This window comes from Banduia mediterranea (genome assembly GCF_031846245.1).
Lineage (GTDB): Bacteria > Pseudomonadota > Gammaproteobacteria > Nevskiales > Nevskiaceae > Banduia > Banduia mediterranea.
The window spans coordinates 1-20,588 of the sequence record NZ_JAVRIC010000025.1 but is presented as its reverse complement, the minus strand read 5'-3'; the positions used below and the strand labels follow the sequence as shown (position 1 = coordinate 20,588).

Here is a 20,588-nt window from a genome sequence, read left to right as displayed (position 1 = left end):
GGCTTGCTCGATGCAGGAGCATAAGCGCAATGCGCAAACGATGACCACGCAGGACCGGATCAACGCGATCAAGTCCGAGGTGACGGCGGCCGGTAACGAATGGCGGCGCCGTCTGCCGTGGCTGCGTCACAACGACGCGATCGGCAGCGCGATCCTGCTGCTGTCGCTGAGCGGCATGATCGCCAGCGGCTGGCTGTATCTTGCCGGGGCCATTGCCTGGTGGCTGTGCATACCGGTGACGGCGTTCTTCGCCTCGCTCACGCACGAGCTGGAGCACGATCTGATTCACCGCATTTATTTCCGCGGCAACGCCTTCGCCCACAACCTGATGATGGGGCTGGTCTGGCTGGCGCGGCCGAGCACGATCAATCCGTGGATCCGGCGAAATCTGCATCTCAATCATCACAAGCATTCCGGCACCGCCACGGATATCGAGGAACGCGCCATCACCAACGGCGAGCCCTGGAGACTGCTGCGTCTGCTGATGGTGGGCGACAACATCATGTCGCTGATCCTGCGTGTGCTGCGGCTGCGTGATCGCGAGCTGCGGCGGCGGCTGATGCTGCGCGGCTTCGCCTCGTATTTCCCGCTGGGCTGGCTCAACTGGGGCAGCTGGTATGCCTTCGTCGGCTTTCATCTGATCGATGGTGCGGCGCGAATCGCCGGTACGCCGATCGCCTGGTCGGCCGGTACGATGTCCGCGTTCGGCGTGATCGACGCGGTGGTCGTGGTGCTGGTCGCGCCCAATGTGCTGCGCACCTTCTGCCTGCACTTCGTCAGTTCCAACATGCATTACTACGGCGATGTCGAGGACGGCAACGTGCTGCAGCAGACCCAGGTTCTGAATCCCTGGTGGCTGCTTCCGGCGCAGCTGTTCTGCTTCAACTTCGGCAGCACTCACGGCATTCATCATTTCGTGGTCAGGGAACCGTTCTACATCCGCCAGCTCACGGCCGCGCGGGCGCACAAGGTGATGCGCGAGATGGGCGTGCGCTTCAATGATCTGGGCACCTTCAGACGCGCGAACCGTTATGGCGTGGACGAGCGGGCCTCGCGCGAATCGGTGGAACCTGGCGCCAACACCGCGAACGCTTGAGCCGTCGAGGTCGCGGCCCTCAGCGCTGGAACGGATAGATGCTGCCCAGGCCCAGGATCTGCGTCAGCAGGTCCAGCGCGGTGCGCGATTCGTCAAGCAGATTGGGGTCGGCGAGGTCGGCCAGCACCAGGCGGTCGCGATAATGTGTCCGCACCCAGTCACGTAGCGCCTCGAGCTTGGCCGCGTCGATCCAGCACATCGGATTGACGGCGGCGCGTTCGGGCTCGTTGAGCACCACGCGTAGCCGCAGGCAGGCCGGGCCGCCGCCGTTGCGCATCGATTGGCGCAGATCGAACACCAGGGCATCGACGATCGGATTGTCCGGTGCCTCGACGATGCGTTCGATCTCGGCCCAGACTTTGAGGTTCTCGCGGCATTCCTGCGCCACCACCAGATGCATGCGCCCGTCCGGGGTGCATACCAGCTGGCTGTTGAACAGGTAGGAACCGATCGCGTCCTCCACCGACACGTGTTCGCGCGGCACTTCGATCAGCACCGGTGCACGCGCGCCACGCCAACTGGTCCGCAGCCAGCGCTTCAGTGCGTCCACATCGTGAAACGCATCCTGGTGATAGAGCAGCACTTCGCGATTGCCGACGGCGATCACGTCGTTGTGGAACACGCCCTGATCGATCACCGCCGGGTTCTGCAACAGGTGCAGGCTGCGTGCGGGATCGAGTTCGTGCAGGCGCGCAATCGCCTCGCAGGCGGCACGCGTCTGCCGGGCCGGATAGTTCTCCGGCGCCGGTTCGGATTCGCTGCCCTGGCCGTAGACGAACAGCTCCAGACCGGCCTCGCCGTACTCCGCGCACAGGCGCGTGTGATTGGCGGCGCCTTCGTCGCCGAGCGCCGGGGTGGATTGCAGCGGTGCGTGATGAATGAAGTGCGTCGCGTCCTCGAACACCGCGCGCAGTACGCGCGAGGTGGTTTCGGGCTCGAACGAACGGTGCAGGTTGCTGCACAGGTTGGCTGGCGTGAAATGCACTTTGCGGTCCGCCGTGTCGGCGCTCGGCGAGACCGTGGCGGCATTGGCCGTCCACATGCTGGACGCGGAGCTGACGGCCGCGAGCAGGCCGGGTGCCTCGTGCCACACCTTTTCCAGCACTCGCGCTTCCTTGCCGACGTAGCCCAGTGCGCGCAATGCACTCAGGTTGGGGCGCTCCTGCGGCGGCAGCACGCCCTGCGCCAGGCCGAGCTTCGCCAGTGCCTGCATCTTGTCCAGCCCTTGCAGGGCCGCTTCACGGGGGTTGGAGGCCTGATCGGCATTGCGCGCCGAGGCCACGTTGCCGAAGGCCAGGCCCGCATAGTTGTGTGTGGGGCCGACCAGGCCGTCGAAATTGGCTTCCACGGCGGGAACGGCGGCAGATTCAACAAGGGCGTCTGGCATGGACGGATGCGCGGATGGTTCTGGAACGGATGCTCAGTGTGCCAGTCCGGGCCGGTCGGGCATAAACCTGTAGACTGCGGCCGGCCGGCGCAGCCTCGCGCTGGCGCTCGTTGCGGGGGCGGCGAGTTCGCATCGAACCGAATCGATACCGATTCGCCGGGGGACATCAATGCTGGTCAAGTATCTGTTGCTGCCGCTGGGCTTTGCCCTGATCCGGCTGCTGGCTTTCACCTATCGCTTTCGGGACGGCACACCGCGTCCGGGCGCGGATGGAAAGCCCTATCTCCTGGCGATCTGGCACCAGAACCTGTTCGGCGGAATCCTTGCGCAGACCGGTCGCCGACATACCGTGATCGTCTCGCGTTCGCGCGACGGTGATCCGGTGGCCTATCTGTGTTCGCGGCTCGGTCATGCCGTGGTGCGCGGCAGCTCGCGCAAGCGCGGCATCGACAAGGGTGGCAAGGAAGCCAAGGACGAAATGATCGATTTCCTCAAGGCGGGGCTTCCCGGTGCGGTGACCGTGGACGGACCGAGCGGCCCGGCCCATGTGGTGAAACCCGGCATCATCGAAATGGCCCGGCAGTCCGGCGCGCCGATCGTGCCGTACTTTCCGATGCCGGCGCGCTACTGGCGCTTCAAGAGCTGGGATGCGTTCCGTTTGCCGAAGCCGTTCTCGCGCATCGACATTCACTACGGTGCGCCCGTTCACGTTCCGGCGGATACGAGGTTCGAGGACTTCGCCCTGCATCAGGCGGCGATCGCCGATTCCCTCAAGCAGATGGAATTGCTGGTCTGCGCCCCTGCCGTTGCGACCAGGCCCGGACCGGCGCTGGGCGCCGGCTGAATCACGGCACGCGGAGTTCGGCCGTGTCGCGGTACTCGCTTCGCGAAGGCCTGAGAGCGATTACACTGGTCGAAATCCGCAGCGGAAAGATCATGGCCAAGCCCAATTACCAGTTCGACAAGCGACAACGCGAGCTGCAGAAGAACAAGAAGCAGGAAGAAAAGCGTCAGAAGAAGCTGTCGCGCAATACCACTGATGACGCGCCGGAAGCCTCGCGATGAGCAAGGGCATGGATCGCAAGAAGGAAACCAAGAAGAAGCCGGCTTTGACGTTGCTCGAAAAGCGTGCCGTCAAGGCCGAGAAGCAGAAAAAGCGCTAGTCGCCGTTGTCCCCCCGTTCGTGACGATCGCAGCGTTTTCCCGATGGCCGCAGGGCTTGATGATCGGTGACGCCGGTCCGCCATTTCGTGTCACCGTTCCATGAAAATTCCCAAGGGCCTGCAACCGCTGGTTGAAGAAGGGCTGATCGACGAGGTCGTGCGCCAGCTTCAAAGCGGCAAGGAAGCCGCCGTGTTCGTGGTGCGCAGCGGCGGCCGGACCTGCTGCGCCAAGGTTTACAAGGACGCGGAACATCGCGGATTCCACCGGCTCGCCGAATACCAGGAAGGACGCAAGGCCCGTGGCAGCCGTGACGCCCGTGCCAAGGGGCGACGCGGCAGGCATGGCCGCTCGGTGCAGGAAGCCGAATGGAAGAACGCCGAGGTGGACGCCTTGTACCGGCTCGCCGCCGCCGGTGTGCGCGTGCCCGAGCCGATGGGCGTGTTCGGCGGTGTGCTGCTGATGGAGCTGGTGACCGCAGACGACGGCCTGCCGGCGCCGCGCCTCAATGAAGTGGAAATGAGCCGGGAACAGGCGCTGCAGTGGCATGCCTTCATGATCGAGCAGATCGTGCGCATGCTCTGCGCCGGCCTGATCCACGGCGATCTGTCCGAATACAACGTGCTGGTCGACGGCAATGGGCCGGTCGTGATCGACCTGCCGCAGGCCGTGGATGCGGCGAGCAACAACAATGCGTTCAGCATGCTGCTGCGCGACGTCAACAACATGCGCTCCACCTTCGGACGCGCCGCGCCCGAGCTGCTCAAGACGCACTACGCGCACGAGATGTGGGCGCTGTTCCAGGCCAGCGAACTGCGGCCGGATTCGGTGCTGACGGGCGAGTTCGAATTCGACGACCGCGAGGTGGACCTCGACGGCGTGCTTGACGAGATCGAGGATGCGCGTCTCGAAGCCGAAGCGCGCCAGCGCGGGCGCGAAGAGGCCGACGAGGACTGAGCGCGTCCTCGATTGTCGGCGAGCTGATTCGCGGGCCATACCGCCTGGACGCCATCGCCGACAGCATCTGCGTCACCCTGGCTTAAGCCAGGCCCCTCTAGTCTCACCTTGATTGCGCCTATCGCGGCGTGAATACGCAGTGCCGGTAACGGCTCACGGCACGGCGAAGGGAGAATGCTTGTGACGAAGCTCAAGACGCTGGCCCGGTGTTCAGTCGGCACGGACCGCCCCTGGCGGGCGCGAGGACGCTTGGCGGCGCTGTTGCTGGCGGCCTTGCTGAGCGCCTGTGCGTCCACGCCCACCCCGGAGCGCGATTCCGACAGCCCGACCGCCGCATCATCGCCGGTACAAGCCACGCAGCCTCAGCCGCGGACGTTGCCCGGCGGCATCGAGCCCACCGTCATCGCAGACCCGCAGCCTGGCGAGAACGGCGAGGTCGATCCGGACGTCGTCGGCTTCCCCGAGCCCAAGGACCCGCTGATCCGCATCAACCGCGCGATCTTCGCGTTCAACGACGTGACCTATCGCTACGCCCTGATCCCGCTGGCCAAGGGCTATCAGAAGGCCTTGCCCAAGCCGGTGCGCACGGGCATCGGCAATGTCTTCCACAACATCAAGATGCCGATCCATGCGGTCAATCATCTGGTGCAGGCCAAGCCCAAGGCGGCGGGGCGCGATGTCCTGCGTTTCGTGGTCAACAGCACCGTGGGTCTGCTCGGCATTTTCGATCCGGCCGATAGCTGGCTCGGCATGAAGCGCGAAACCACGGGCTTTGCCGATACCCTGTCGCGTTACGGCAGCGGCTACGGTACCTATATCGTGCTGCCGTTCTTCGGGCCATCCGATCTGCGCAGTGGCGCCGGCGTGGTGGCCGACTATTTCCTCAATCCGATCCCGTACCTGGTGGACCAGCCCGAATCCACGGTGATTACCGGTTTCGACGGGTTCCAGTCGTTCGCACCCTCGGCCGAGAGCTACACCACGCTGCGTGAAAAGGCCGAAGACCCTTACATCTTCTTCCGCAACCTGCACCTCGAAGGCTTGCAGCGCGACGACATCTACGGCAAGAAGGGGGAAAGCCAGGAATGAGTCCGATCCGCGGCCTGAGCCGCCACCCGGTATCGGTGCTGTTGGCTTTCCTGATCGTGGCGGCGGGCCTCACGGCGTTCGTGGGCCGCTTCGAGGTCAACGCATCGGCCGACACGCTGATCTCCGAAGGCAACCGCCTGTACATCGAGAATCGCGTCGTGCAGCAGCGCTTCTCGCCCGAGGAGTTCATGTTCGTGGCCTACGAGCCGCGCCAGCGCAGCATCTTCGACCCGGCGTCGCTGGACGATCTGCGCAGCATGTCCGCCGCCATCGAGAAGCTGGAGCGGGTCAAGTCGGTGCGTTCGCTGGTCAATGTGCCATTGATCCCGGCCGATGCCTCGATCGGGCTGGACGGCGGCTTCAATCCTGACGACTGGACAATGCAGAACCGCAGCTTCAGCCCGCAGCGGCTCAAGCAGATTCTCAGCGGCCATCCGATCTACGAAGGCCTGCTGGTCAACAGGAAACAGACCGCCACGGCCTTGCAGGTGCTGTTCAAAAGCAACGCCAGGCTCGGTGAGCTGAATCGCCAGATCACGCAAATCCAGGCCAAGCGGCTCGACGGCAAACTCGGCGACGACGATGAAGCCGCGCTCGAAGACCTGAAGCAGCAGGCCGCGCCGATCGAAAAGGAACTGCGCCTGCAACGCGCTGACGAGGTCGATGCGATTCGCGGCATCGTGGCCGAGTACGAGGACGACGCCAACATCTACCTCGGCGGTGTCCAGGTGCTCGGTGTGGACCTGATTCGCATGGTGCGCAAGGACCTCAAGGTCTTCGGTGTCGCCGTGGTGGCGATGATCGGCATCGTGCTGATGTTGATCTTCCGCCGTTTCCTGTGGGTGGCGCTGCCGCTGGCCTGTTGTGCCGTCAGCGTGCTGATGACGGTGGGTTTGTTCGGCCTGCTGGGCCTCAAGGCTACGGTGATTTCGGCCAACTTCATGGCTTTGCAATTGGTGCTGACGCTGGCGATCGTCGTGCATCTGATCGTCCAGTACCGCGATGAGCAGGCCAAGGACGAAGCCGCCGATGTGCGCAGCCTGGTGGAACGCACCCTGCGCGAGAAGATCGGCCCCTGTCTGTACGCCGGGCTCACCACCTCGGTGGGTTTCGCCTCGCTGATTCTGTGCGACATCGCGCCGGTACGCGCCTTCGGCCTGATGATGATCGTGGCGATGGGCGTGTCCATTCTCACCAGCCTGATCCTGTTCCCCACGGCGATGCTGCTGCTGGGCCGGCGCGACCGCGCGCAAAGCGACCGCTGGACCCAGGGCGTGACCGGCGCTCTGTCGGGACTTGCCTTGCGGCGCAGTGGTCTGATGATCGTGGCCGGCCTTGCGCTGCTCGGCGCCAGCATTGCCGGCGCCTTGCTGCTGGACGTGGAAAACAGCTTCATCAACTACTTCAAGGATTCCACGCGAATCCACAAGGAACTGGCCTTCGTCGATCGCGAGATGGGCGGCTCCACGCCACTGGACGTGATCTACCACCTGCCGGATGGCGGCCCGAACAGCGGAAACCTAGTGTTGCGCGCCGAATCCGTGCAGATGGCGCAGCGGATCCAGGCCGTGCTGGAACAGCAGCCGGCCATGGGCACGGTGCTGTCGATCGTCAACTTCACCGAGCTGGCGCGCGGGCTCAACGGCAATCGCCCGCTGACCGAAACCGAACTCACGGCCGTGTACTGGACCTTGGATGATTCCCTGCGCAAGGACCTCGTCGGCAGCTACTTCTCGGAAGACAGTGGCGAACTGCGTCTGTCCGCGCGAATCCAGGACACCACCGAAGGTCTGGACCGCGGCGAACTGCTCGATACCCTGCATCGTCAGATCGAGGCACTCGGCCTCGACCGTGATGACTACCAACTCACCAGTTTGCTGGTGCTGTACGAAGATCTGCTGGAGCGACTGTTTACCTCGCAGGAACTGACGCTGGGCGTGGTCTTCGTGGTGCTGGGCCTCGCGTTCTGGGTGATCTTCGGCTCTCTGCGCGTGGCCCTGATCGCGCTGGTGCCGAACATCCTGTCGTCGCTGGTGGTGCTGGGTATCATGGGCTGGCTGCGCATTCCGCTGGACTTCATGACCATCACCATCGCCTCGGTCGCCATGGGCATCGCCGTGGACGATACGATCCACTATGTGCATCGTGTGCGCCAGGAACAAAAAAGCGGTGCCGACATGGCTGAAGCGATCCGCCGCAGTCATCGCAGCGTGGGTGCCGCATTGATCTACACCACGCTGATTCTGGTGCTGGGTTTCGCCCTGCTGGCGTTCTCGGACTTCGTGCCGACCATATTGTTCGGGCTGTTGTCCGGTACCGCGATGCTGGTGGCGCTGATCGCCGATCTGCTGCTGCTGCCAGCCTTGCTGCTGCGCCTTGGTGGCAAACAGCCGGCGACGAGCACCTGAATCCCCAAGGAAGCGCAGCCATGCACCGATATCCGATTCGCCCGATCGAGGCCCTGGGGCACCTGTGTCTGGCCTTGAGCGCGTTCTTCGCCGCGCCTGCCCAGGCCTGGGGGCCGGTCGGCCATCGCGTGGTTGCGGAACTGGCGTATGGGCAGCTGAACCCCGCCGCCCGTCAGCAAGTGGACGCCCTGCTGACGCAGGAGCCCGGCGCCACGCTCGGTTCGATCGCGAGCTGGGCGGACGAGACGCGCAGCCAGGAGACCTACGCCTGGCACTACGTCAATTTTCCGCGCGGGCAATGCGAGTACCTGCCGGAACGCGACTGCCCGGGCGGACAATGCGTGGTCGCACAGATCGACCGCCAGCTGGCCGTGCTCGCCTCGGATGCGGAACCGCAAGCGCGTCTCATCGCGCTGAAGTACGTCGTGCATTTCATCGGTGACATCCACCAGCCCCTGCACGGTTCCTTCGGCGACGACCGTGGAGGCAATACCTATCAGCTCCAGGCGGACGGGCAGGGCAGTAATCTCCACGCCTGGTGGGACTCCGGCATGATCCACCGGCACGGTCTGGACGCCGCACAGCTCGTCGACGAACTGCGCGAAGAAGGTCCGATCCGACATGACCAACAGGCCGGCCCACGCGATTGGGCGGTGGAGGACTGCCGCATCATTTCCAGCCCCGGCTTCTATCCGGAGCACAAGCTGGAGGCGGGCCGCTATCAGCGCAACTGGTGGCCCACGCTGGATATTCGACTGCGTACCGGCGGCGCGCGTCTGGCGGCCGCCTTGAATCAGACACTCGCGGACTGAACGCGCCGCAATACGATGCGTCTGGATTCGGCGCATACTCCTGCGACTGCACGAAGCCGGCCTTGGCTTCGTCGTCCCCGAGGACGCTTCCAGCCTGGATCGCTGGCTGCCGACAAGCCCGCAGCCCCGTCCTTAGTCTGGAGCCTGTTTTGACCGCTTATCCAATCGTCTTGCCATTTCCCGCCGATCGCCGCGGCGGTTCGCGTGTGGCCGTGTGTCTGCGCGGTTTACGGAGTCATTGCGCATGAGTGTTCTCGACGCTGCGACGCCGACACCGCTGTCCACTGCGCTTGCGCCGCTGCTTGCGGCTGGTGAACCGCCCGCCTTCAGCGTGCTGCGCGCCGAGGGCGGGTCCGCATTCGTGCTGGTCTGCGACCATGCCAGCGCGCGCATTCCCGGTTCGCTGGGTTTGCTCGGCCTGAGCGAAGGCGAGCGCGCCAGTCATATCGCCTGGGACATCGGCGCCGCGGCGGTCGCGCAGGCCCTGTCCGAGCGGCTCGATGCGAGCCTGATCCTGCAAAACTATTCACGCCTGGTGGTGGACTGCAATCGGCCGCCGCACAGCCCAGAATTCATCGCCACTCAGAGCGAGTGGGGGCGGGTGAGCGGCAATCTGCACCTGAGCGCGGAACAGGCGGCAGCCCGTCGGTTGCAGATATTCAATCCGTATCACGCGGCGATCACGACGCTCCTGGATCAGCGCATGCTTGCACGCAAGCCCACGATCCTGATCGCCGTACACAGCTTCACGCCGGTCTATCGCGGCGACTCCCGGCCCTGGCATATCGGGCTGATGTATCGCCAGGACCGCCATGGACTGGCCGCCGAGATGCTCAAGCGCCTGGGGCGCGATGAACGTCTCACCGTAGGCGACAACGAGCCGTATGCGATTGATGATGATCTGGATCACACGCTGCCGTTGCATGGTGAAATGCGCGGTATCGCGCACGTCGGTATCGAAATCCGCCAGGACCTGATCGCAGACCAGGCCGGACAGAAGAACTGGGCCGGACGACTGGCCAGCCTGCTCAAGCAACTTCCTGCGGGACTCGCGGCGGCCTGAGGCCGCCGATTCCAGCCCCGCGACATTTACAGCGCCGCCGTGCGCTTTTCGAGACCCTGGCATGCAGATTCGCGTCGGTTACGAACTGATCTACGACTTCCCCAAGCCCACGCCGCTGATCCTCACGCTCAACGTGCACTACAGTCGAGCGTCGGACCTGATGCAGCCGGATCACCTGATCACCACGCCCTCGGTGCCGGTCACGGCCTACCGCGACAGTTTCGGCAACTGGTGCTCGCGTCTGGTTGCGCCGCAAGGCCGCCTGCGCATGACGGCCGACGCCGTGGTGCGGGATTCCGGGCTGCCGGAAATCGTTGTGCCCAACGCCTGGCAGTATGAAGTCCAGGACCTGCCGGCCGAGACCCTGGTGTATCTGCTGGGCAGCCGCTACTGCGAAACCGACCGGCTCTCCCAGATTGCCTGGGGACTGTTCGGCAACGCGCCGCTGGGCTGGGCGCGCGTACAGGCGATCTGCGACTTCGTGCACACGCACATCCGCTTCGGGTATGAGCACGCCAACGCCACCAAGTCCGCCCTGCAGGCATATCACGATGGCACCGGCGTCTGCCGCGACTACGCGCATCTGGCGATCGCCTTCTGTCGCTGCATGAACATTCCGGCGCGTTACTGCACCGGCTATCTCGGCGACATCGGCATGCCGCCGCCGTACGGGCCGATGGACTTCGCCGGCTGGTTCGAGGCCTATCTGGACGGCAACTGGTACACCTTCGATGCGCGCAACAATCAGCCGCGCATTGGCCGCGTGCTGATCGCGCGCGGCCGTGATGCGGCGGACGTGGCGATCAGCACGGCCTTCGGCGAAAACATTCTCGAAAGCTTCAAGGTATGGACCGATCAGGTGGGGTAGCCGCAGCGGGCAGGCACGCGGCCGTCCAGGTGATTCGGAGCGCGGTGCGACCTTGATGTGATTGACGGACGTCAATGCGCATCGCGGCGGTGTGCCACAAGCTGCCGGAATGAAAATCGGTTTGCCCAACCCGCGCCCATGCGCACCTCGCCTTTGTCGATCTCGTCCGCACCGGTCTGAACTCGATCAGGGCCGAGCGCTCCGCTCCGAGCGGGTTTGGCGTGCGGCATTCATTCGTGGACTGCTCGGTAGCGGCACACTGGTTCTCGGCGCCTGCGTGTCGATGGCGCCGTCGTACGAGGCCCCGCCGCTGCCGGTGCAACCGCGCTACGCCGAGTCCGTGGCTGTCGCCGTCGCCGAGGGTGCATCCACAACGGCGTCCGGGATCGTCTGGTCTCAATTCTTCGCCGACCCGGCGCTGCGCGCCCTGATCGCCCAGGCGCTGCGCAACAGCCGCGATCTACGCCTCGCGGTGTTGCGCGTCGAAGAGGCGAGGGCGCTCTATGGGATCCAGCGTTCAGAGCTGTATCCGGTGCTCGGAGTGGGTGTTTCCGGTACGCGTGCGCGCACTCCCGCCGACCTCAGTTATACCGGTCAGCCCCAGGTCGCCAGCCAGTACCGGGCGGGCCTGCAGGTGCCGGTCTGGGAACTCGATTTCTGGGGACGGGTGCGCAACCTGCGCGATGCCGCGCTCGGCGAATACCTGGCCACGGAAGCTGCACGCCGCGCCGCAACGCTGAGCCTGATCGCCCAGGTCGCGGACGGGTATCTGAGTCTGCGTGAGCTTGACGAGCGTCTCGCCATTGCGCAACAAACCATCGACAGTCGCGAGGAGTCCCTGCGCATCTTCCGGCGTCGCTACGAAGTCGGCGCAAGCTCCAAGCTCGACCTGGCACAGGTCGAAACCCTGCTGACCCAGGCGCAGGCGCTCGGCGCGCAACTCGAACAGACCCGCGCGCTGCAACGCCATGCGCTGATGCTGCTGGTCGGCGGCCCTCTGACGGAGCTTCCGGCAGGCACGGGCGTCGGTGATGAGAACTTGATGCGTAGTCGTCTCGACCCCGGTCTGCCCTCCGACCTGCTGCTGCAGCGCCCGGACATCGTCGCGGCGGAACAGCGTCTGCGTGCGGCCAACGCCAACATCGGCGCGGCGCGCGCCGCGTTCTTTCCCAGCATCAGCCTGACCGGCTCGTACGGAAGCGCCAGCGCCGAACTCGAAGGCCTGTTCGAATCGGACAGCGAGGCCTGGTCGTTCTCGCCCAGCATCTCCCTGCCGATCTTCGATGCCGGCCGCCGCCGTTCCGCACTGGCGCTGGCCGAAGTGCGCCGCGATCTGTCGGTCGCGAACTACGAAAAGACCATTCAGTCGGCATTTCGCGATGTCTCCGACGCCCTGTCCTCGCGGCGCTGGCTGGCGCAGCAGGCGGCCTACCTGGAGGCCGCCGTGGCGGCACAGTCGGAACGCGCACGTCTGGCCCAGAAGCGCTACGACTTCGGCGCCGCGCCCTATTTCGAAGTGCTGGACGCACAGCGCGAGCTGCTGTCCGCCCAGCAGCAACTGGTGCAACTGCGCCGCGCGGTGCTGTCCAGCCGGGTCCGTCTCTACGCCGCGCTCGGCGGCGGTCAGGACGCCGCCGCTTCCCTTGTTCCGTAACCCGCTTCCACGCACATGAATCCTTCAATCAAGAACAAACTGGTGCCGCTCGCGGTGCTGATCGCCGTCCTGGCGACGGTCGGTTTCACCTGGACTCAGATGCGGCCCAAGGGGCCCGGTTCGGCCTTTATCAGCGGCAACGGCCGGATCGAGGCCACCGAGATCGACGTGGCCGCCAAGCTGGGCGGCCGCATCACCGAGATCTTCGTCAACGAGGGCGACTTCGTGCACAGCGGCGACGTGCTGGCGCAGATGCAGATCGACGTGCTGGAGGCACAGCGCAACGAGGCGCGGGCCTACCAGGCGCAAGCCGAAAACGCCGTGACCAGCGCCGAGGCGCAGGTTGCCGTGCGCCGCAGCGAGCTGGCCGCGGCGCGAGCCGTGGTGGTCCAGCGCGAGGCGGAACTCGATGCCGCACAGCGGAGGCTGGCGCGATCCGAGACGCTGGCGGAGGAAGGCGCCACTTCGATCCAGCAACTCGACGACGACCGTGCCTCGGTGCGCCGCGCCGAAGCCACGCTGGTGGCGGCGAGGGCGCAGGCGGCGGCGTCGCGAGCCGCCATCGATGCCGCCGAGGCGCAGGTGGTCGGCGCACGTTCGGCGAGCGCTGCGGCCGAAGCCACCGTGGCGCGGATCGAAGCCGATATCCGGGACGGACAGCTCAAGGCGCCGCGTGACGGCCGTGTGCAGTACCGCATCGCGCAGCCCGGCGAGGTCGTTGGCGGCGGCGGCAAGGTGCTCAATCTGGTGGATCTCGGCGATGTCTACATGACCTTCTTTCTGCCAGAGACCGTGACCGGACGTGTCGCCATGGGCGACGAAGTGCGCCTGGTGCTCGACGCGGCGCCGGGTTACGTGATCCCGGCACGGGTTTCGTATGTCGCCAGCACCGCACAGTTCACGCCCAAGACCGTGGAGACCGCCAGCGAACGGCAGAAGCTGATGTTCCGTGTCAAGGCGCAGATCGACCGTGCGCTGTTGCAGCGGTATCTCACCCAGGTCAAGACCGGCCTCCCCGGTGTCGCCTGGGTCCGGCTGGACGATACGGCACCGTGGCCGACGGAACTGAACACGCAGGTTCCGGAATGAGCGACGAGTCCGCGCGCCGGCCGGTCGCCCGGCTGGACGGCGTCGGCCTGCACTACCGCAAGACTGTCGCGCTCGACGCGATCGACCTGGTGGTGCCCGGTGGCCGCATGGTCGGCCTGATCGGGCCGGATGGTGTCGGAAAGTCCAGCCTGCTCGCCCTGATCGCCGGCGCTCGGGCGGTGCAGCGGGGACGGGTCGAGGTGCTCGGCGGCGACATGGCCAGCGCCCGCCACCGCGAGGCGGTGTGCCCGAATATCGCCTACATGCCGCAGGGACTGGGCCGGAACCTGTATCCGACGCTGTCGGTGGAGGAGAACCTCCAATTCTTCGGCCGCCTGTTCGGCCACAACGCTGCGGAGCGGCGCCGGCGCATCGACGAATTGACCGCCGCCACCGGGCTGCGCCCGTTCCTGAACCGACCGGCCGGCAAACTCTCCGGCGGCATGAAACAGAAGCTGGGTCTGTGCTGTTCGCTCATCCACGACCCGGAACTGCTGATTCTCGACGAGCCGACCACCGGCGTCGACCCGTTGTCGCGCAAGCAGTTCTGGGACCTGATCGAGCGTATCCGGGGCGAACGGCCGCACATGAGCGTGATCGTCGCCACCGCCTACATGGAAGAGGCGGAGCGCTTCGACTGGCTGGTGGCGATCAATGGCGGTCGCGTGCTCGCCACCGGCACGCCGCGCGAACTGCACGAGCAGACCGGCACGCGATCGCTCGAAGAAGCCTTCGTCTCGCTGTTGCCGGAGTCGCAGCGCGGCGGCTACGAGGCGGTGGTGGTGCCCCCGCTGACCGAGGCCCTGGGGCAGGCGATTTCGATCGAGGCACGCGATCTGACGATGCGCTTCGGCGACTTCACGGCAGTCGACCACGTCAGCTTCCGCATCCGCCGCGGCGAGATCTTCGGCTTTCTCGGCTCCAATGGCTGCGGCAAGTCCACCACCATGAAGATGCTGACCGGCCTGCTGGCGGCCAGCGAGGGGCGGGCTTCGCTGTTCGGGCAGCCCGTCGCTTCCGGCGACATCGCGACCCGTCGCCGCGTCGGCTACATGTCGCAGGCCTTTTCGCTGTATTCCGAACTGAGCGTGCAGCAGAACCTGGTGCTGCACGCGCGCCTGTTCCATGTACCGGCTGCGCAGATCGGCGCGCGCGTCGAGGAGATGCTGACGCGCTTCGGGCTGGTGGAGGTCCGCAGCGTGATGCCGGAGGCGCTGCCGCTGGGGATGCGGCAGCGCCTGTCGCTGGCCGTGGCCATGGTCCACAAGCCCGAATTGCTGATCCTCGACGAGCCGACCTCCGGCGTCGATCCGGTAGCGCGCGACGACTTCTGGCGGCTGATGATCGATCTGGCGCGCAAGGACCAGGTGACGATCTTCATTTCCACGCATTTCATGAACGAGGCGATGCGCTGCGACCGTATCTCTCTGATGCATGCGGGCCGCGTGCTGGTGACGGACGCGCCGGCCGAGCTGGTGCGCAAGTGGGGCGCGCAAAGCCTGGAGCAGGCTTTCATCGGCTATCTCGAGGCGGCCGCCGGCGCGGCTCCGCCGGATCCGTCGGCTCCGGCCGCGCCCGAGCATTCACGGTTCGGCGGGACGCCGCCGAATGCCGGCGGCGGGCCGGCGCGCCGTCCGCGCCGGGGATTCAGCTTCGGACGCGCCTACAGCTACACCGCGCGCGAGGCGCTGGAACTGCGGCGCGATCCGGTCCGCGCGACGCTGGCCCTGCTCGGCAGCGTCATACTGATGTTCGTGATGGGTTACGGCATCACCATGGATGTCGAAAACCTGAGTTTCGCCGTGCTGGATCGCGACCAGACCGGCCTGAGCCGCGATTACGCCTTGAATCTTTCGGGCTCGCGGTATTTCGTGGAGCGTGAACCGATCCGCGACTATCAGGATCTGGATCGACGCATGCGCCACGGTGAAATCTCTCTGGCGGTCGAAATCCCGGCCGGGTTCGCGCGGGATCTCAGTGGCGGCCGGCCGGTGCAGATCGGCGCCTGGATCGACGGCGCCATGCCGTCGCGCGCCGAAACCGTGCGCGGTTATGTGCGGGGGATGCATCAGAGCTGGTTGCTGCGCGTCGCGCAGACCCGGCTCGGACAGAGCGCCGTCGGGGCGGCCGGCATCGAGACGCGCTTTCGCTACAACCCGGAGGTACAGAGTCTGCCGGCGATGGTGCCGGCGGTGATTCCGATCCTGCTGCTGATGATCCCTGCCATGCTGGCAGCGCTGTCGGTGGTGCGTGAGAAGGAACTGGGCTCCATCATCAATCTCTACGTGACGCCGGTGACGCGCTCCGAATTCCTGCTCGGCAAACAGCTGCCGTACATCGCGCTGGGCATGCTCAACTTCCTGTTGATGACCCTGCTCGCCGTCACCGTGTTCGGCGTGCCGGTGAAGGGCAGTTTCTTCGCCCTCGCACTGGCCTCGCTGATCTACGTTACCTTTTCCACCGGTACCGGACTGTTCGCCTCCACCTTCACGCGCAGCCAGGTCGCCGCGATGTTCCTGACCGTGATCGGCACCATGATTCCGGCCGTGCAGTTCAGCGGCATGATCGATCCGGTGTCCTCGCTCGAAGGGCTCGGCCGCGTGATCGGCGAAATCTATCCGGCCACTCACATGGTCACCATCGGTCGCGGCGTCTTCAACAAGGCGCTGCAGCTGCGCGAGCTGCAATCGGCGCTGTGGCCGATGTTGTGCGCGGTTCCGGTGGTCCTGGGCCTGTCCGTCGCGTTGTTGAAGAAACAGGGGCGCTGAGGATGTCGGGCCTCGCCAATGTCTTCCGGCTCGGCGTCAAGGAACTGTGGAGCCTGGTGCGTGACCCGATCATGCTGGTGCTGATCGTCTACACCTTCAGCGTCTCGGTCTATACCGCGGCCACATCGCTGCCCGAGGCCCTGCACAAGGCGCCGATCGCGGTCGTCGACGAGGATGCTTCACCGTTGTCGAGGCGCATCGTCTCGGCGTTCTATCCGCCGCACTTCCTGGACCCGTCGATCATCTCGATTGGTGAGGTCGATGCCGGCATGGACGAGGGCCGCTACACCTTCGCGCTGGATATTCCGCCGGATTTTCAGCGCGACGTGCTGGCAGGCCGCGCTCCGGTGATCCAGCTCAACGTCGACGCCACGCGCATGAGCCAGGCCTTCACCGGCAGCGGTTATATTCAGGAGATCGTGCTGACGGAGATCGACACCTTTGTACGCCGCTACAGCGATACCACGCCGCCGCCGGTCGATCTTGCGCTGCGCGCCCGCTTCAATCCCAATCTCGATGAATCCTGGTTCGGCGCGCTGATGGAAATCATCAACAACGTCACGATGCTGTCGATCGTGCTGGCCGGCGCCGCGCTCATCCGCGAGCGCGAACACGGCACCATCGAACATCTGCTGGTGATGCCGGTCACACCCGGCGAAATCATGCTCGCCAAGGTCTGGTCCATGGGTGCGGTGGTGCTTGTGGCCACGGCCCTGTCCCTGACGTTCATCGTGCAGGGCGCGCTGAGCATCCCGGTGGAAGGCTCGGTGCCGTTGTTCCTGCTGTGCGCGGGCCTGCATCTTTTCGCCACGACCTCGATGGGCATCTTCATGGCAACCCTGGCACGCAGCATGCCGCAGTTCGCCTTGCTGATGATGCTTACCCTGCTACCTTTGCAGATGTTGTCCGGCGGGCTCACGCCGAGGGAGAGCATGCCGCAGTTCGTGCAGGCGATCATGCTGGCCGCGCCGACCACGCACTTCGTATCGGCAGCGCAGGCGATCCTCTATCGCGGCGCCGGCTTCAGCGCGGTCTGGCCGCAGATGCTCGCGATCGCCCTGATCGGAACGCTGCTGTTCCTGCTTTCGCTGAGCCGCTTCCGCAAGACCATCGCCCAGATGAGCTGAGCGGCGCCGGAATCGCCACAGGCGCCGGAAAACTTGAATGCCGCCAATGGCCTGGGCCGCAAAATCGGGCGCCGCAGCGTACCGCGCCGAGATTTTTTTCGAACACATCGTGAAATTCGGTCAACTCGGGGCCAACACCTGTCACCATGGCGCCCCCTCGGGTTTCGCCACCGGCAGGCGAGCGTCAGGAATTGGTCCTGGCACGGAGCGCTTCGGCCTTGTGGTCGCACGCCCGAAAATCTCACGCGCGGTCCGTACCCGGCCGCCAATACGCACTGCAATTGACTCACTGATGATCTCCGCTACACAAATGACCCTGCGCCGCGGTCCGCGTGCGCTGCTCGAAGACACGACCTTCTCCATACACGGCGGATGGCGCGTTGGCGTGATCGGCCGCAATGGCACCGGGAAGTCCACATTGTTCGCTGCCGTGCTGGGCCAGCTGGCGCCGGACACCGGCACGATCTCCTCGATGAACAACTGGGACGTGGCCACCGCCGCGCAGGAAACGCCGGCACTGCCGGACCTTGCCATCGAGTTCGCGCTGGATGGCGATGTCGAGCTGCGCGAACTTGAAGCCAGTCTCGCCAAGGCCGAAGTCGAAGAAGACATCGAAACCATTTGCGATGTGCATGAGCGCCTTGCCGTGATCGGCGGCTACGCCGCGCCGGCACGGGCCGCCTCGCTGCTGCATGGCCTTGGGTTTTCGCAGGAAGCGCAGCAACAACCGGTGTCCGCGTTCTCCGGCGGCTGGCGCATGCGCCTGAATCTGGCGCGCGCGCTGATGCGGCGTTCCGACGCGCTGCTGCTGGACGAGCCCACCAATCATCTCGATCTGGACGCCGTGATCTGGCTGCAGGGCTGGCTCAAGCTTTATCCCGGCACCCTGCTGGTGATCTCGCACGACCGGGAATTCCTCGACGACGTCACCACCCATACGCTGCACCTGGAAAACAGGAAGGCCAATCTCTACACCGGCAACTACTCGCAGTTCGAACGTCAGCGTGCCGAACGCCTGTCCTTGCAATCCCAGGCCTTCGCCAAGCAGCAGAAGCAGGTTGCCCACCTGCAGAAGTTCATCAACCGCTTCCGCGCCAGCGCCTCCAAGGCCACGCAGGCGCAGAGCCGCATCAAGGCGCTGGAGCGCATGGAACTGGTGGCCGCGGTGCACGCCGATTCCGAGTTCTCGTTCGAATTTCCGGAGCCGGATCGCCTGCCGTCGCCGCTGGTGCGTTTCGACAAGGTCTCCGCCGGATATGGCGAGAAAGTCATTCTCAGCGGCCTGGACATACTGGTTGCTCCCGGCGAGCGCATCGGTCTGCTTGGCCGCAACGGTGCCGGCAAGTCCACGCTGGTGCAGACCATCGCCGGCGCCATCGCGCCGCTGGCGGGCGAGGAGGTGCGCGCCACGCATCTGCGCGTCGGTTACTTCGCCCAGCACACCACCGAAAGTCTGGACATGGACGCCTCGCCGATGGTGCTGTTCCGGCGCATCGCCCCCAAGGTTACCGAGCAGGAAGTTCGCACGTTTCTCGGCGGCTTCAACTTCAAGGGCGACCGTGTCTACGAACCGGTGGGCCCGTTCTCCGGTGGCGAAAAGGCGCGTCTGGCCCTGGCCATGGTGGTCTACCAAAGCCCCAATCTGCTGCTGCTGGACGAGCCCACCAACCATCTCGACCTCGACATGCGCCACGCGCTCGAAACCGCGCTGATGTCCTTTGCCGGCGCGGTGATGCTGGTCAGCCATGACCGCCATCTGATCACCAGCACCTGCGATACGCTGTGGCTGGTCGACAGCGGAAAATGCACCGGCTTCGACGGCGACCTCGACGACTACGCCAAGTGGCTCAATTCGCACGACCTCAACAAGAAGTCGAAGAAGGCCTCCAGCTGACTGCAGGTGGAATCGCACACTCTCCCCATACGAGCGCCCTCATCCCAAAGCCTTCTCCCGGAGGGACAACGGAGCACTCATCCGTTCGGCCGGCACTTCATATCCGCGTTCCTTTCACACGCCGGCACTGCATTCAGTCGTCGAACAGCCAGTGGCCGAGGAGCAGGCCGAGCACGAGCCCGGAGCCACGGTTGCGGCCGCGCGTTGTGCGCCGCGCCCGATCAGGCATGCAGGGGACAGTGGGTGCCTCCAAGGTAGCGAAAAACCGTGGTCTGTCCCCTATTACTATTATTACCCTACAGGTGTCCTCCCTTGGCACTGAAAGAATGGCCCCACTCAACATGCGAGAAACCGCCATGTAGACGTCAAATGGCCCGTCTCATGTTCCTTCTGTCATGGCTTCAAGTCGCGCCATCCCGTCTCTGCGACCGTTCCCTGGCCCGTGCCGCGCACTCCGGGTACTTGTGCACGACCACGGCGTTCAGCCCATTGAGCGTTCCCCACCCGTAGCTACTGAGTGGGTAATCCCAAGCCCGCAGAATGTGCGTGCATGCCTCGGCGTATTCACCCACGCTCACGAGGCGGGAAACGAGATTGACTCTGGAATCGTTGTCGTCCTCGCGGTAATCGAGCGCGCGCCTGTAATGCCGAATCGCCTCCTGCGGGTCCTTGGTTGAGGCCCCCATGGTGTAGGCCACGTAGGAGGCCCTTTCGGGTAGCGCGGCTTCCATGTCTGCGTACACCGGATGGATGACCGGGATGAGCGCATCCCAGTCCTGCCGTATCCGCAACACTCGGGCGTGGGCGTACACCACCATGGGGTTCCGGCAGCCGAGTTGCTCGTAGAGATACCGGAAGGCTTCACCTGCGTCCCGGAATGCGTGTTTCGGCGGCTTCAAACCGAGTTCAACCGCGTCGTGCCAGACGTGGAAGTGGGTGAAGCCCACCTCGACCGCTTGCGCCGCGTGTGCGCCTTCACAGGGGTCGAAACGTGCGTAGAGGATGCGTTCCGACGCCAGACTGGGGACGGTCAGATCCACCTTGGCGGCCTGCTCGTCGGCGCTGTTCACCAGGAAAAAATAGGTGGCCGAAGCAACACTGAGCAGCACGGCACCCACTCCGATCAGTCGATTACGGTTTTCTTTGTTCAAGCGGATCTCCAGGATTCACACCTGACGCAACGGTCTGTTGAACGAAACAGCTCGCGGTAAGCCG

16 protein-coding genes are annotated in these 20,588 nt (G+C 65.1%); 14 read left to right on the top strand and 2 right to left on the bottom strand.

What is annotated here, in order from left to right:
* Positions 1-10: 10 nt before the first annotated feature.
* The gene (locus RM530_RS15205) at positions 11-1,096 is read left to right on the top strand and encodes a fatty acid desaturase (protein ID WP_311366109.1); all 1,086 of its coding nucleotides are present in this window, start codon (positions 11-13) and stop codon (positions 1,094-1,096) included.
* Between the two features lie 19 nt (positions 1,097-1,115).
* On the opposite strand, the gene astB is transcribed toward RM530_RS15205, so the two are convergent.
* Entirely contained in the window at positions 1,116-2,483 is a 1,368-nt protein-coding gene (astB, locus tag RM530_RS15200; protein WP_349256257.1) for an N-succinylarginine dihydrolase, read from the bottom strand.
* 169 nt (positions 2,484-2,652) lie between these two features.
* Here astB and RM530_RS15195 point away from each other — a divergent pair, with 169 nt between their 5' ends.
* The 13 genes from RM530_RS15195 (at position 2,653) to RM530_RS15135 (ending at position 19,373) form a co-directional block, all read left to right on the top strand.
* A complete protein-coding gene (locus RM530_RS15195) occupies positions 2,653-3,327 on the top strand; it encodes a lysophospholipid acyltransferase family protein (protein WP_311366107.1) in 675 nt (224 codons plus the stop codon).
* Between the two features lie 92 nt (positions 3,328-3,419).
* On the top strand, positions 3,420-3,548 hold the full coding sequence (locus tag RM530_RS15190; RefSeq protein ID WP_311366106.1) for a hypothetical protein: 129 nt from the start codon (positions 3,420-3,422) through the stop codon (positions 3,546-3,548).
* A 198-nt stretch (positions 3,549-3,746) separates the two neighbouring features.
* Positions 3,747-4,601, top strand: coding sequence for a PA4780 family RIO1-like protein kinase (locus RM530_RS15185; protein WP_311366105.1), 855 nt, complete (start codon positions 3,747-3,749; stop codon positions 4,599-4,601).
* A gap of 180 nt (positions 4,602-4,781) precedes the next feature.
* Positions 4,782-5,690 (top strand): MlaA family lipoprotein, encoded by a 909-nt coding sequence (locus tag RM530_RS15180; RefSeq protein WP_311366104.1) that lies wholly within the window; start codon positions 4,782-4,784, stop codon positions 5,688-5,690.
* Entirely contained in the window at positions 5,687-8,098 is a 2,412-nt protein-coding gene (locus RM530_RS15175; protein ID WP_311366103.1) for an efflux RND transporter permease subunit, read from the top strand. Before RM530_RS15180 ends, RM530_RS15175 begins: the two co-directional genes overlap by 4 nt.
* Before the next feature lie 20 nt (positions 8,099-8,118).
* Positions 8,119-8,910 carry a S1/P1 nuclease gene (locus RM530_RS15170; RefSeq protein WP_311366102.1) on the top strand — a complete coding sequence of 264 codons (792 nt, stop codon included), beginning with the start codon at positions 8,119-8,121 and terminating at the stop codon, positions 8,908-8,910.
* 244 nt (positions 8,911-9,154) lie between these two features.
* On the top strand, positions 9,155-9,973 hold the full coding sequence (locus RM530_RS15165) for an N-formylglutamate amidohydrolase (protein WP_311366101.1): 819 nt from the start codon (positions 9,155-9,157) through the stop codon (positions 9,971-9,973).
* 61 nt (positions 9,974-10,034) lie between these two features.
* On the top strand, positions 10,035-10,841 hold the full coding sequence (locus RM530_RS15160) for a transglutaminase-like domain-containing protein (protein ID WP_311366100.1): 807 nt from the start codon (positions 10,035-10,037) through the stop codon (positions 10,839-10,841).
* 109 nt (positions 10,842-10,950) lie between these two features.
* Positions 10,951-12,495 carry an efflux transporter outer membrane subunit gene (locus RM530_RS15155; RefSeq protein WP_311366099.1) on the top strand — a complete coding sequence of 515 codons (1,545 nt, stop codon included), beginning with the start codon at positions 10,951-10,953 and terminating at the stop codon, positions 12,493-12,495.
* Between the two features lie 15 nt (positions 12,496-12,510).
* Positions 12,511-13,584 (top strand): HlyD family secretion protein, encoded by a 1,074-nt coding sequence (locus tag RM530_RS15150; RefSeq protein ID WP_311366098.1) that lies wholly within the window; start codon positions 12,511-12,513, stop codon positions 13,582-13,584.
* Positions 13,581-16,352: a ribosome-associated ATPase/putative transporter RbbA gene (gene rbbA / locus RM530_RS15145; protein WP_311366097.1), complete on the top strand. Its 2,772-nt coding sequence runs from the start codon at positions 13,581-13,583 to the stop codon at positions 16,350-16,352. Before RM530_RS15150 ends, rbbA begins: the two co-directional genes overlap by 4 nt.
* 2 nt (positions 16,353-16,354) lie before the next feature.
* Positions 16,355-17,479, top strand: coding sequence for an ABC transporter permease (locus RM530_RS15140; protein WP_311366096.1), 1,125 nt, complete (start codon positions 16,355-16,357; stop codon positions 17,477-17,479).
* Positions 17,480-17,789: 310 nt separating this feature from the next.
* Complete coding sequence (locus tag RM530_RS15135) at positions 17,790-19,373, top strand: ABC-F family ATP-binding cassette domain-containing protein (protein ID WP_311366095.1); 1,584 nt, start codon at positions 17,790-17,792, stop codon at positions 19,371-19,373.
* Between the two features lie 401 nt (positions 19,374-19,774).
* On the opposite strand, the gene RM530_RS15130 is transcribed toward RM530_RS15135, so the two are convergent.
* Entirely contained in the window at positions 19,775-20,524 is a 750-nt protein-coding gene (locus RM530_RS15130; RefSeq protein ID WP_311366094.1) for a tetratricopeptide repeat protein, read from the bottom strand.
* Positions 20,525-20,588: the final 64 nt, after the last annotated feature.

What these genes read in the sequence shown, in the direction of transcription:
- RM530_RS15205 (WP_311366109.1), top strand. Translation starts at nt 11, where the DNA reads ATGCAGGAGCATAAGCGCAATGCGCAAACGATGACCACGCAGGACCGG.
- astB (WP_349256257.1), bottom strand. Translation starts at nt 2,483, where the DNA reads ATGCCAGACGCCCTTGTTGAATCTGCCGCCGTTCCCGCCGTGGAAGCC.
- RM530_RS15195 (WP_311366107.1), top strand. Translation starts at nt 2,653, where the DNA reads ATGCTGGTCAAGTATCTGTTGCTGCCGCTGGGCTTTGCCCTGATCCGG.
- RM530_RS15190 (WP_311366106.1), top strand. Translation starts at nt 3,420, where the DNA reads ATGGCCAAGCCCAATTACCAGTTCGACAAGCGACAACGCGAGCTGCAG.
- RM530_RS15185 (WP_311366105.1), top strand. Translation starts at nt 3,747, where the DNA reads ATGAAAATTCCCAAGGGCCTGCAACCGCTGGTTGAAGAAGGGCTGATC.
- RM530_RS15175 (WP_311366103.1), top strand. Translation starts at nt 5,687, where the DNA reads ATGAGTCCGATCCGCGGCCTGAGCCGCCACCCGGTATCGGTGCTGTTG.
- RM530_RS15170 (WP_311366102.1), top strand. Translation starts at nt 8,119, where the DNA reads ATGCACCGATATCCGATTCGCCCGATCGAGGCCCTGGGGCACCTGTGT.
- RM530_RS15165 (WP_311366101.1), top strand. Translation starts at nt 9,155, where the DNA reads ATGAGTGTTCTCGACGCTGCGACGCCGACACCGCTGTCCACTGCGCTT.
- RM530_RS15160 (WP_311366100.1), top strand. Translation starts at nt 10,035, where the DNA reads ATGCAGATTCGCGTCGGTTACGAACTGATCTACGACTTCCCCAAGCCC.
- RM530_RS15155 (WP_311366099.1), top strand. Translation starts at nt 10,951, where the DNA reads ATGAAAATCGGTTTGCCCAACCCGCGCCCATGCGCACCTCGCCTTTGT.
- RM530_RS15150 (WP_311366098.1), top strand. Translation starts at nt 12,511, where the DNA reads ATGAATCCTTCAATCAAGAACAAACTGGTGCCGCTCGCGGTGCTGATC.
- rbbA (WP_311366097.1), top strand. Translation starts at nt 13,581, where the DNA reads ATGAGCGACGAGTCCGCGCGCCGGCCGGTCGCCCGGCTGGACGGCGTC.
- RM530_RS15140 (WP_311366096.1), top strand. Translation starts at nt 16,355, where the DNA reads ATGTCGGGCCTCGCCAATGTCTTCCGGCTCGGCGTCAAGGAACTGTGG.
- RM530_RS15135 (WP_311366095.1), top strand. Translation starts at nt 17,790, where the DNA reads ATGACCCTGCGCCGCGGTCCGCGTGCGCTGCTCGAAGACACGACCTTC.